The organism is Parasediminibacterium schistidii (assembly GCF_046546515.1).
GTDB lineage: Bacteria > Bacteroidota > Bacteroidia > Chitinophagales > Chitinophagaceae > Parasediminibacterium.
Window position 1 is genome coordinate 125,266 of record NZ_JBKHKJ010000012.1, and the last position, 11,532, is coordinate 136,797.

At 36.8% G+C, this 11,532-nt stretch carries 10 protein-coding genes and 1 pseudogene; 2 read left to right on the plus strand and 9 right to left on the minus strand.

Annotation, left to right across the window (positions count from 1 at the left end; all coding sequences use genetic code 11):
• Positions 1 to 50: 50 nt before the first annotated feature.
• The 3 genes from ACHFIY_RS09095 to ACHFIY_RS09105 all read right to left on the minus strand — a co-directional run bounded on the left by ACHFIY_RS09095 (position 51) and on the right by ACHFIY_RS09105 (position 3,699).
• Entirely contained in the window at positions 51 to 2,393 is a 2,343-nt protein-coding gene (locus ACHFIY_RS09095) for a TonB-dependent receptor (protein ID WP_410845768.1), read from the minus strand.
• Between the two features lie 244 nt (positions 2,394 to 2,637).
• Entirely contained in the window at positions 2,638 to 2,829 is a 192-nt protein-coding gene (locus tag ACHFIY_RS09100) for a hypothetical protein (protein ID WP_410845769.1), read from the minus strand.
• A gap of 291 nt (positions 2,830 to 3,120) precedes the next feature.
• Positions 3,121 to 3,699 carry a YdeI/OmpD-associated family protein gene (locus ACHFIY_RS09105; protein WP_410845770.1) on the minus strand — a complete coding sequence of 193 codons (579 nt, stop codon included), beginning with the start codon at positions 3,697 to 3,699 and terminating at the stop codon, positions 3,121 to 3,123.
• Between the two features lie 150 nt (positions 3,700 to 3,849).
• Here ACHFIY_RS09105 and aqpZ point away from each other — a divergent pair, with 150 nt between their 5' ends.
• The gene (aqpZ, locus tag ACHFIY_RS09110) at positions 3,850 to 4,548 is read left to right on the plus strand and encodes an aquaporin Z (protein WP_410845771.1); all 699 of its coding nucleotides are present in this window, start codon (positions 3,850 to 3,852) and stop codon (positions 4,546 to 4,548) included.
• A 732-nt stretch (positions 4,549 to 5,280) separates the two neighbouring features.
• Here aqpZ and ACHFIY_RS09115 read toward each other — a convergent pair.
• The 4 genes and pseudogenes from ACHFIY_RS09115 to ACHFIY_RS09130 all read right to left on the minus strand — a co-directional run.
• Positions 5,281 to 6,222, minus strand: coding sequence for a hypothetical protein (locus ACHFIY_RS09115; protein WP_410845772.1), 942 nt, complete (start codon positions 6,220 to 6,222; stop codon positions 5,281 to 5,283).
• 11 nt (positions 6,223 to 6,233) lie between these two features.
• On the minus strand, positions 6,234 to 7,547 hold the full coding sequence (locus tag ACHFIY_RS09120; RefSeq protein ID WP_410845778.1) for an MBOAT family O-acyltransferase: 1,314 nt from the start codon (positions 7,545 to 7,547) through the stop codon (positions 6,234 to 6,236).
• 329 nt (positions 7,548 to 7,876) lie between these two features.
• Entirely contained in the window at positions 7,877 to 8,026 is a 150-nt protein-coding gene (locus tag ACHFIY_RS09125; protein ID WP_410845779.1) for a hypothetical protein, read from the minus strand.
• Positions 8,021 to 8,787: pseudogene (locus ACHFIY_RS09130) on the minus strand (IS982 family transposase); the annotation flags it as partial. The gene ACHFIY_RS09125 and the pseudogene ACHFIY_RS09130, both read right to left, overlap by 6 nt.
• Positions 8,788 to 9,074: 287 nt before the next feature.
• Between ACHFIY_RS09130 and ACHFIY_RS09135 the strand changes: the two are divergent.
• Positions 9,075 to 9,365, plus strand: coding sequence for a hypothetical protein (locus tag ACHFIY_RS09135; protein WP_410845773.1), 291 nt, complete (start codon positions 9,075 to 9,077; stop codon positions 9,363 to 9,365).
• 20 nt (positions 9,366 to 9,385) lie between these two features.
• Here ACHFIY_RS09135 and ACHFIY_RS09140 read toward each other — a convergent pair whose 3' ends face one another.
• Both ACHFIY_RS09140 and ACHFIY_RS09145 read right to left on the minus strand, forming a co-directional pair.
• Positions 9,386 to 10,099, minus strand: coding sequence for an RloB family protein (locus ACHFIY_RS09140; protein ID WP_410845774.1), 714 nt, complete (start codon positions 10,097 to 10,099; stop codon positions 9,386 to 9,388).
• Positions 10,083 to 11,417: an AAA family ATPase gene (locus ACHFIY_RS09145; RefSeq protein WP_410845775.1), complete on the minus strand. Its 1,335-nt coding sequence runs from the start codon at positions 11,415 to 11,417 to the stop codon at positions 10,083 to 10,085. The genes ACHFIY_RS09140 and ACHFIY_RS09145 overlap by 17 nt, the downstream gene beginning before the upstream one ends.
• Between the last annotated feature and the right edge of the window lie 115 nt (positions 11,418 to 11,532).

Sequence of the window (11,532 nt, forward strand, 5' to 3'; positions counted from 1 at the left end):
TCTCCTTTCGGAGAACTTGTCCCGACCTTTCAGGGGGGCGGTTGAGGTATTTAGAATTTAAAATTGTACGTAACAGAAGGGATGAGCTTGAACAAAGTAGTTTGTACTGCCTGTGTTTTTTGTGGGTTGTCTGGGTCTTCTTGAAAATCTATGCTAAAAGCATTTGCTCGATTATAGGCATTATAGATTGAAAAACTCCAGTTGCTATCGTATTTTTTGGTTTTTTTGCCTTGTAGCGTTGCTGCTAAGTCTAGCCTGTGATAATTGGGCATACGGTAGCCATTCCTTTCTGTATAATAAAAATAAGTATGCCCATTTACATTGTACTTGCCGCTAGGCTGGGTAACTGCATTACCCGTGTAAAAAACAAAAGTGGAGGAGAATGTCCATTTTTTGCTGGCTTGGTAAATAGCTACTACCGATACTTCATGCGTCCTGTCTTGCGTGGCATCATACCATTTGCCGTTGTTGATGCCATCAACCTGCCGTTCTGTTTTAGCCAAGGTGTAGCCTACCCATCCATTAAACTTGCCATATCTTTTCTTGAAAAAAAGCTCTAGCCCATAAGCCCTGCCTTTGCCAAACAGCAATTGCGATTCTACATTTTCATTGGCTCGCAGCTCTGCTCCGTTTTTGTAGTCAATCTGGTTTTGCATCGTTTTATAATAAACCTCCGCAGAAAATTCATACACATTTTTCTTGAAATTCTGGTAATAGCCAAGGGCTACTTGGTCTGCCACTTCGGGTTTTACATTGTTGCTGCTGCCAATCCATAAGTCTGTTGGGCTTGACCCTGTGGCATTTGACAGTAGGTGAAGGTTCTGCACATTGCGATTGTAAGAAAATTTTATCGACTTATCTTCATTCAACTTGTAACTAGTGGCAAAACGTGGTTCTATGTGTAGGTAAGTTTTTACTTCTTGCCCAGATGTGTATTTGCTGCTGTCGATGGTGTTGCCATCGGCATCGTACCTATAAAAAGTACCTGGTCCTAAGGCGCTGAAAGCAGAGAAACGCAAGCCATAAGTGATGTTTATTTTAGGTGTTGCGCTCCATTCGTGTGAAATATAGGCGGCATCCTCCAAGCTCAGTTTCTTCTGCAGCTCTAAGTTGTTGAAGCTAGACTGCCCTGAAGCGGTAATAGTACCGGGTATAATATCGTGGTGGATAAGGTTTAGCCCAAAATTGATGCGGTTGTTGGCATTAATGAAATATTGGAGATCTTCTTTTAGGTTTAAGTCCCTTATTTTAGATGTTATGGTAATGTCGTTGGTGCCAGAATTAATTTTAATACGATAGCTGTAGTTAGAATAAATAAGCGATGTGTTTGAAAACAAACGGCTGTTGAATACATGGTTCCAGCGCAAGGTACCCGTAAGGTTGCCATAATCTATGCCAAAAGTGCTGCCAAAGCCAAAATTGTCCCGCCCAGTATAGGCAGACCAGTACAAACGGTTTTTTTCATTCAGCTTGTAGTTTGCCTTCGCATTCAAATCGTAGAAATAGAGTGTGTTTTTGTTGAGCGAAGAATCTTTGGATAACTTTAAAAATACATCGGCATAAGTACGCCTCCCACTTACTGTGAACGAGCCTTTTTCCTTGTCTTTTTCTATAGGGCCTTCTACGTTTAGCCTAGAGGCTATCAAACCAACGCCACCGCTTACGCCAAATTTTTTATTGTTGCCATCGTTCATTTTTATGTCTAGGACAGATGATAAACGGCCGCCATACTCTGCGGGCATACCCCCTTTATAAACCGTTACTTCTTTAATGGCATCTGAGTTGAAAGTAGAAAAAAAGCCTAGCAAATGTGAGGGATTATATACTACTGCCTCGTCAAGTAAAATCAGGTTTTGGTCTGCCGACCCTCCCCTTACATAAAAGCCACTGTTACCCTCCCCGGCAGATTTAATGCCTGGCAGCAGTTGTATGGTTTTTAAAATATCTTTTTCTCCAAACAATACCGGGATGTTTTTAATATCATCAATAGACAGTTTTTGCACACCCATGATTGGCTTGGCAATATTGTCGCTTTTTCTACGGGTGGTTACCGTTACTTCGTCAAGTATCCCAGTAGATTTCCCAAGGCTTACTTGCTGGATTATATTTTTATTTAGCACAATGGTAGATGTGTCTGATAGGTAGCCTGTGTAACTGATTACCAATTGATAAGTACCAGCGGGTGCGCTTACCGAATAAAAACCATAAGCATTGCTGGCAGTGCCCAGCCCACTTTGCCCTATCAAACTTACGTTGGCACCAATTAGCGTTTCTCCAGTGGCTTTGTCACGCACCGTGCCGTTGATGCTAAACTTATTTTTAGCCTGCTGGCAAAAACTGCCAAAAGGCAGTACAAACAGCATAAGGACAAATAAGTATTGTTTTAAATTCATAAGTGTTGTGTTTTATGCTTTTTTTAGGCTATTTGGTTAATGTAGCTAACAACATTTTGTTAGTATTAACATTATGCTAAATATTACTTTATACCATAAAACAAATGTAGCCACCAATATTTTGTAAACTATAACGCAGAGTATAATAAATTGTTACTTTTTAATTTTACTTTGAACTGGTTTTGTGGGATTAGTTGCTTGTCTTGAACCATGATTTGTGAGATCAAAGGGATTAATAGGATTTTTAATAAGGTCTTCCTCTTTGCAGTTTAACCCAGATTTTGCAGGTATAAGAAAAGAGACCTGTTTGAAAAAAACCTTTTTCCATGCCATACACATTGCCTTTTGTAGAACGTATATAATGTTCGTTTGTAAGTGGTGTGCCTATTTCTGTATGCACAATATATTCCGTAATACCTGGCACTACTTTTTTCATGCTGTTTATTGATTTTTTAGATATGCGTTCCTTTAGTTGTTTATGCAAGGGATTGTTTGGCGGGCGTAGTTATACCAGCAGATTTTAATTTCAGGAAGGTAATTATCGATAAAATAGAAGATATAAGCTTAGTAGTTCTCCTGCCTTTTTTTTACTAACTTGTTTACGCACGCAAATTGGCTTGATAAGCGGTGGGCATTTATGGGCAACTTTCGGCTATATTTTATTGGTAGCCGTAACTGGCAGCAAATAAAAGGGACAACTTGCTTACACTTATTTGGCCATTAGTGCCTAATCGTTCAGCCCTTTCCCATCTAGGATGTCTTGTATGCTTTTTTCAATCCTGGCTTCCTTGGTTTTCGATTGCTTGGGTGCGGCAAAATGCAGCAAGTATGCCCTTTGCCGCCCGGGCGTCATGGCATAAAAGGCCGTTTTCAGGGCTGCGTTTTCAGCTAGTTTCTGTTGGAATTCCTCGGGTATTTTGTATTCCTCGGCTTTTTTAAGCACTACTTTCAAGCCTGCTTCTTCTACTTCAACGGCTTCTAAAATATATGCCTTTAGCATGGGTGCCAGTTTCACTATTTCCTCTAGGCTTGTAAACCGTGCTTGGCGGGAAGACTGCACATTCTCCGTTTGTTGTATCAAGATGCCATTGGCGTCTTTTAGCAAAGCACCTTTGAAAAATAAAAGCGCACAATATTCTTTAAACGCATGTATCAATACGATATTACTTTTCTGGAAAGTGTAGCAAGGGCAGCCCCACTTCAATTCTTCAGTAAGGTGGCAGTCAAGCACAATTTCCCTCAATTGCTTCACTTCCTCTTGCCATTTTTCAGCTTTGTTAAAATAAAAATCAACTTTTGTGTTCATTTTATTGATTTAGTAACACGGTGAAATATATTGCGTTGCTTTTTATGCGCTAGGCAATTTCGTATAAAAATAATGCTTTTATACTTTTATCGTAAAAGTGTAAAATAAAATCCCCTAATTTAGGGGCTCATTAACCTAAAAACACATAAAATGAAAAAATTGACTGCTGAATTTATTGGTACCTTTTGGCTGGTACTAGGTGGTTGTGGTAGTGCCGTATTGGCTGCTGCCTTCCCTAACGTAGGCATTGGCCTAGTAGGTGTATCTTTTGCTTTTGGACTTACCGTATTAACCATTGCCTATTCCTTGGGCCATGTGTCTGGTGCACATCTTAACCCCGCGGTATCTGTAGGGTTGTTTGTAGCAGGCAGGTTTAGCGGCAAAGACTTAGTTCCTTATTTCATTGCCCAAATATTAGGGGCTATTGTGGCTGCGGGTGTATTGTATATCATTGCAACTGGTAATGGTAAACCAGTTGGCGATTTTGCAGCTAATGGCTATGGAGAACATTCCCCAGGGGGCTATAATTTGCTTTCGGCCGCCGTTACCGAGTTTGTAATGACATTCATTTTCTTGATTGTTATTTTAGGCTCTACCTATCAGAAAGCACCAAGCGGTTTTGCAGGTATTGCCATTGGTTTATGCTTAACGCTTATCCACTTAATCAGTATCCCTGTAACCAACACTTCGGTAAACCCTGCACGTAGTATTAGCCAGGCTGTTTTTGTAGGTGGCTGGGCTATAGGCCAGTTATGGTTGTTTATTGTTGCACCTATTTTAGGCGCAGCTGCAGCTGGAATTGTATTTAAGTTTTTTGGGGAAGATCCGAGGAGTACCAATATAAAATAATATGTTTTATCATTTAAAAGGTTCATGCTGGAAAACTTTCCGGCATGAACCTTTTTTATTTTAGGGATTACCTTAGCGAAGGAACGCGTTGCAGAGCTCGAACTAGCAACAACGGTTGGCATGGAGTATCTGTGCAAAACAAGAACGCCTGTTTCTTTTTTATAATATTCATTTTGCCTAGCTTTTATTAAAATAGTTTCAGTTTTGCGATTTTTGTAGGATTTTTACGCTGTTGCTTTTTTTCAAAAATTGTTATCCTACTTGTAATCCATTGATTATCAACAATAACATCAAATTTTCGTGCTTATTTTGTGCTTATTTTGTGCTTATTTTTTGAGTAATTTGTGCGCATTTTTTGAGTAATTTGTGCGCATTTTATGCGTGATTTATGCTCATTTTGTGCTTAATTTGTGCGCATTTTACAGCCATAAATACAAGACCAAATTTTGGGACTACAACTATATTAATATTAGTAAAAAAAGAGCTACGCTTAGGGTGCCAAGACACTAGTTTTGTAAGTAGTTTGTATCAAGCGCATTTCTAGCACAAAGATAAGTTTTTTATAGATTGGGGGTATTAGGACTAAGTGAAAAAGTTTTATACCTCCTGTTCAGGTAAGATGTGCTGCGGTAACAAGATGCTCAGTTATTTTTTTCAGAACATTTGGCCGAGCTGGTTAGCTTATTCTTAAACTTAACATTATTATAGCCACTTTCCCTGTTAAAATAGCTCTTAACCTAATTTCTTTAACCTTCCAGCTAATTCTTTAGAAAACTCCTCTGAGCCTTGTTTATTTAAATGTATGTGGTCGGAAAACTTTTCAAAATGACCATTATAGTTGGGGTTGCTGCTGAAATCAATAAATTTTATTTCAGGATAAGTTTTTGAAATGGAAAGTAGTTCTTTCTTGCTTTTATTTTGGTATCCAGGTATTAAAGTGGGTGAGGTTATAACATATGTTTTAATATGGTTATCGGTACATCTTTTCAAAAACTGTCGATAAAGGTTAAAAGCAAAGGCATCAGTTTTAACATAAAAGTCTTTGTCTTTTTTTTCATCTTGCAGAAGTGCTTTTTTTGTTAACGTTATTTCGGCTGCATCCATTACCTTAATTATCGGAGCATAGCCAAATTCTTCGGTAGGCATTTTTTGGGCATGGAGTTTATCATTTACCGCAATGAAAAAAGTAGAATTATAAGGATAAATATTACTGTAAAGCTTCAATCTTTCCATAGGGCTTGCTATTTCCAAGTACTTAATCAATTCTGGGTGTTCATTGCAATACGGAAGTAGGATAGATAATTTTTCATATTTGATAGTATCTTCAATAAACTCCCATGGATTAATATCCAATATTATCATTTTAGGTTTCCATCTTTTGAAAATCACCTCTTGCAACGCCGTACAATAAGGTATTGATTGAGCATCCATCCCTGCATTGTAACAGGATTTATGTAAAGAATCGGATAATATAGATGGGGAGTAATGCCGCTCGGCTCTGGAACTGCCTAAAATAAGTATATCAGGCTTGGCGCTATCCAATGAATATGTTACATGTGCTGTCCACTCTTTTTTTTGGTGAAAATAAAAACTATGCAAACAAATGCCCAATACATAGTCTATCATTGCTAAAGCAATGATAAAAAAGAAAATCTTTTTAAATAAAATAAACATGACTTGTCAATTTAAAATTGAAAATAAATAAACTGGCCTCCGCTAAATACGCCAAATAGCAATACGACAACAACCATCGTCATTATCGCTCCCCATCGTACAGTTAAATTGGGATGGTAGAAGAAATTGAGTTTTCCAGGGAAATATTCTTTTCGATATTCAATCGCAAACAGCAATGCTATTGCCAGCATACAATCGCCAAAGGTGGTTATTGTAGAATTTCGAAATGGGGATTGGCCAAAACTGCGTAGGTTATGTATAATGGTTATAGCATTGCCCATAGAACTGGCACGGAAAAATATCCATGCAAAAGTTACCAGCATAAATATAAAAATAATACGTACCGTATCTGTAATGCGTTTGCTAATATGCAGTTTCAAGTGTATGTCTTTGGTGTATGGGGTTATTAATAACCCCACAATCGTGTAAAAGGCATGGAGGGCTCCCCAAATAATGAAAGTATAGTTGGCTCCATGCCAGATGCCACTTATTAAAAATACAATCAGCAGATTGCGGTAGAGCTTCAATTTTGATACCCTATTGCCACCTAATGGGATGTACACGTAATCCCTGAACCACGTAGACAAAGAAATATGCCATCTGCTCCAGAATTCATTGATCGATTTTGCAAAATAGGGCTGCCTAAAATTTATCATTAAATCAAAACCCATTGTCCGGGCACTACCAATGGCAATGTCTGAATACCCAGAAAAATCGCAATAAATCTGAATAGAAAAAAAGACGCAAGCAATAGCTATTGAAGTGCCATTGTGTGCTTCCGCATTATTGAAAACGGTATTTACATATATTGAAAGCCTGTCTGCGACTACCATTTTTTTAAATAAGCCCCAAAGCATCTGCTTCAGACCTGCACTAATATTGGTATAACTAAAATTGTGTTCTTCATGCATTTGGTGCAAGATGTTCTGGGGGCGTTCAATAGGCCCTGCAACCAACTGGGTATAAAACATTACATATAAGCTGTAAATGCCAAAATGTTTCTCAGCTTTTTGGTTGCCTCTATATACTTCTATGGTATAACTCATGGCTTGGAACGTATGGAAAGACAAGCCAATGGGCAATAAGATATTTAGGAAGGGGACTGGGTTTCTTGCATTGAAATTATTAAACAGCAAGGATATATTGGTGTTGATGAAATTATAATATTTGAATAAAACCAACACCCCTATATTGGCTAGAAGGCTACACAACAATAACAGTTTCCGCTTTTTGAAGTCTTTTGTTTTCTCAATAAAAATGCCTGCATAATAGTCAACCACAATTGTAAAGCCTAGGATAAGAACATATATAGGCACAAATGACATATAAAAATAGCAACTGGCCATTAAAAGCAATATCCAACGATATTTATGCGGGAAGGTAAAATATAATGCTGTTACAATTATGTAGAAAAATGCAAACGCAAATGAATTGAATAACATCCTAAATTGGAATTTTTATTATAGAAACATTACTTACAGATTGGAGACCCATCGTAATAAATCATTTATTATACCAACTACTGTATGAAGTTATTTTGAAGTTAAATGTGGAAAAAATGGGTCAATTAAGGTGCTCTTCTCATTAAATCGATAATAAATGAAGGTTTTTTGGAGTTCAGGAGCAAAATGTTAGTTAACGTGAGTTTTGGATGTTATTTAGCGAAAATAGAGGGTAATTTTTCCAAAAAAGTATAAGCGCAAAGCCCTGCTAATACATTTAGGATTGCGTTTATATGGCTCCGATGCCTAGTATGCTCAATGTCGCAGACCGTTTTTAGTATGTCATTGACCGACTCAATCATCCCTCTTTTTTTGAGCAACAACTTATGTTGCAAGGGCATTAGCTTATTTTTCATGTTTTTTTGATGCCAGTTACCAATTGAACCCCTTGTTCAAAAAGCTTTTCAAACCCGTTCTGATTAATGAACCCTTTGTCGGCAAATGCAAACCCAGTTAGGTTATCAAATAGTTTTAGCATCGTTTCCAAGTTATTGTCCGCCACATTTCCTTTGGTAAACATCACTTTTATAAGCTCCCCATAAGCATTCACTACTAAAAATAATTTAAACCCAAAGAACCATCCTGTTGATGTTTTGCCCCGTTCTGCCTTGTCTTTGAAAACCTTATTGCTGTGTATGCGCCGATTATGACAGACTTTGATAGGCGTGGAATCAGCATAGTACAAGCCACAAAGCGCACCTAGCCTATAAGACTGTAAATAAATTATCATGAACTGCAACATCCTTGGTTTCAATTGTACAAACCTGCTATAGCTAGGCGCTTTGGGGAAGTATGCGCGCAAGCACCCCCTTTCAACCACTTCCCTATAATAATATTCAAAGCATTTGTACCCGCTTGTATGGTACAAAATTTCTATCGTCATCATTTCTGAATACCTTAGGCTTGGTTTATTAACAGCATGAGGGCTAATGCCTATCCGCCTGCTCTCAGTATATTTCTCAAAGGAGATTACAAAATCATCAATTTCACAGAAAATTTTAATTAATTTATCAGGATTTAACAACATAAAAAAGGCTTTGCCATATAAACGAATGGAGGTCATACTTTATTATGTTGAACTGTATTTTATTCAAAATTGCTAAGAACATCCAAAACTCACGTTAGTTAGTTATATTGTAGCGAAGGGACACAGCCATAAGCAATGCGGCCGTAGCGAAGATATTAGCGAGTGTGGCATGTACTAGCTAGGCAATAATCTAGTGAAGGCACGCATCAAAGACGGTGCGCTAGCAACAAGGGTTGGCGTGGACTAGCGGGAATTTAGGACGCACGTTGCAAAACAATGGTTGGCTTGGATTAGCAGGAGCAACTTTATAAACTTATTGCCTTATGCCTTATTTTTACAAGGGAAATATAAATTTTAGAAAGAAGACAAACCTCATAGAAATGACAACTGCTGTGATTAGAAAAAAGCTGCATGACTATATTGCAAATGCAAGCGATAACAAAGTAAAAGGCATGTATTTACTCCTAGAAGACGAGGTAAGTAAAGAAAACGATTTTAGTCTTACTGAAAGCCATCTTGAAATATTAAAAAATGAAAAGAAGGCGCATTTGGAAGGTACATCAAAATCGTATGATTGGAAAGAAGCAAAAGAAATTATCAAGGGTTTGGCGTAAAGTAGCTGGGATTTTAGCTACTATTTATCAGGTTCGTATGAATAATATGCTATCCATTCTAAAAGTTTTTTTACAAGCATGTGTACCGTTGTACTTGAATTAGCCTCTATTGGCTTATGCCTACGCTGTTTTTCAAATAATACCTCAGCCCTACTAATTGCCAAAGCTTGATTTCCGATTTCATATATAATTTCTAGTATGTTAGCATTGCCATGCTCATATACAAATGTTGAGTAAGCTTTATTTTTTCTAATTTTTTCCTGTAATAAATTATATACTTCTGCTCTTGGTAAAGAAATGGCACTGTCAACATTTGTGAGATGTAATAATAACCACAACTCAAATACTTCATTGCTATATGCGGGTTCAATGCTATTATCTTTTGCAATTTCAAATGCATCTTCAAATCTTTTAATTTTTGTAGCATTTTCATCAGCATCATCTTTATCAAAAACAGCCCAAACAACATCAACATCTTTTTTTGCTTCAAGCGAAAGCTTATCCCTTTCTTTTATTGCTTGCTCTACAACACCTTTTGCATCCCTGCCAGTTCCTACTGGTTTTAGAAATATTGTATCTTTTGGAATCTGCTTTTGAAAATGCTCAAAATATTCAGGCTCTGTGTTTTCGTCTTCGCATACAATTAGAAATAAATATTGATAGCGCTTAAATCGTACTGGCCTTTCTTCTAATTCCTTATCTTGGAATTTGTTTAGATTACCCCTTTTTGCCATTATTTTTCGATTTTAATGGTTTAAAAGGACTTAAAAATGGGACTGCTCCATACCTGCCTTCAAAATATCTTTTTTCTTTGTCTGTATCTGGCCTTTCTTTTTCAGATTTAGCGATGTTGTTTTCTCCTAGGTAAATAAAATCTGATAAAGAAAAAATTTCAGTGGATTCCCATTTGTTTTTTTCAGTAAAATAAATCTGATCTCTTCTCAAATTTGAATATGAAAGTAGATTTGTGTCGTGAGTAGCAAAAATTAACTGTGCTTTGTTTGGATTTGTTTTTTGATTTAAAAACATATTGATGGTGTCCAAGGTCAATAAAGGATGCATTTTTGCTTCGATTTCATCAATAATTAAAACGCCTCCATTTTTTAGAGCCCATAAAATGGGACCGCTTAGATGGAATGCCTTATTAGTACCTTTTGATTCTCTTTCATCAAAATTCCAAGCAATGTTTTTACCCGTTTCGGTTCCGTCAGATGAATATATTTTATGCAAAGCAAGAACCGAATAGCTTTGAGAATCAGATAAATTTCTTATTAGCAAGCTCCTTGTGCTTTCATTAATGTTTTTAGGAAGGTCAGCTTCATCAAAGTCTTTTTTAGAAATATCAATTCCAACGAAACCTAGATTGAGTCTTAGAAGATATTCAGTTATATTTTCTCTGTCTAATTCATTGTCCCACATGCTAAGCGTTCTAATTTCTTCATCTTCTGTGTCAATGCCATCAATATTATTAAAGTGTTTAAACCATTGAAATATGGTCTTGGCTTCTTCTATATTAAGCATGTCGCAAGTAGAAAGAAATAGAGCGTTTGGCCTTGTTGCTTCAATAGCAGCATCAATTACTTTAGTATTCCCTTTAAAGCCTGAGGATGCATCTATAGTATCTTCCCTTCTTAAAAACACTACGACTTCCCGTCCTTCGGATTTTCTATATAACCATTCGCTCACTATTGCCTCTTTTTGAAATTCAATACCATACCTATATTTATATTCTTGAACAATAAAAGTAATCTCAAATTTTGTCGGTTTTGATTCCCAACCTTCTCTAAGCAAAAATGGGTCGTAAGGCAACTTTGTTGTAGATGATGAACGTGCAGATAAATGAATAAGTTTGTCAAACAAGCCCATTGCAAGCAACAAATTACTTTTACCACTTCCATTCGCTCCGTAAATTGCTAAAGCATTTAAAGCACTATGTTTTCCTTTAGTAAAAATATTTTCTAAATATTCTTTTTGCTTTTGGGCTGGGATTAGGCTTAAAACCTGTTCTTCACCTATTGAGCGGTAGTTTGACACTCTAAACTCTATCAACATGGCTTATTTTGAATAATTTCATCAAAAATACAATAGTTCGGTATATTTTCTTTGGTTTTATACAAAAGGGGATAGTTTTTTTGAGGCAAGGGACTATCAATGTAAATAGACTTAA

Coding starts and splice junctions, on each gene's coding strand:
- ACHFIY_RS09100 (WP_410845769.1), bottom strand. CDS start 2,829: ATGAAAAAAGTAGTGCCAGGTATTACGGAATATATTGTGCATACAGAA.
- ACHFIY_RS09095 (WP_410845768.1), bottom strand. CDS start 2,393: ATGAATTTAAAACAATACTTATTTGTCCTTATGCTGTTTGTACTGCCT.
- ACHFIY_RS09115 (WP_410845772.1), bottom strand. CDS start 6,222: ATGTTTATTTTATTTAAAAAGATTTTCTTTTTTATCATTGCTTTAGCA.
- ACHFIY_RS09125 (WP_410845779.1), bottom strand. CDS start 8,026: ATGATTGAGTCGGTCAATGACATACTAAAAACGGTCTGCGACATTGAG.
- ACHFIY_RS09135 (WP_410845773.1), top strand. CDS start 9,075: ATGCCTTATTTTTACAAGGGAAATATAAATTTTAGAAAGAAGACAAAC.
- ACHFIY_RS09120 (WP_410845778.1), bottom strand. CDS start 7,547: ATGTCATTTGTGCCTATATATGTTCTTATCCTAGGCTTTACAATTGTG.
- ACHFIY_RS09140 (WP_410845774.1), bottom strand. CDS start 10,099: ATGGCAAAAAGGGGTAATCTAAACAAATTCCAAGATAAGGAATTAGAA.
- aqpZ (WP_410845771.1), top strand. CDS start 3,850: ATGAAAAAATTGACTGCTGAATTTATTGGTACCTTTTGGCTGGTACTA.
- ACHFIY_RS09145 (WP_410845775.1), bottom strand. CDS start 11,417: ATGTTGATAGAGTTTAGAGTGTCAAACTACCGCTCAATAGGTGAAGAA.
- ACHFIY_RS09105 (WP_410845770.1), bottom strand. CDS start 3,699: ATGAACACAAAAGTTGATTTTTATTTTAACAAAGCTGAAAAATGGCAA.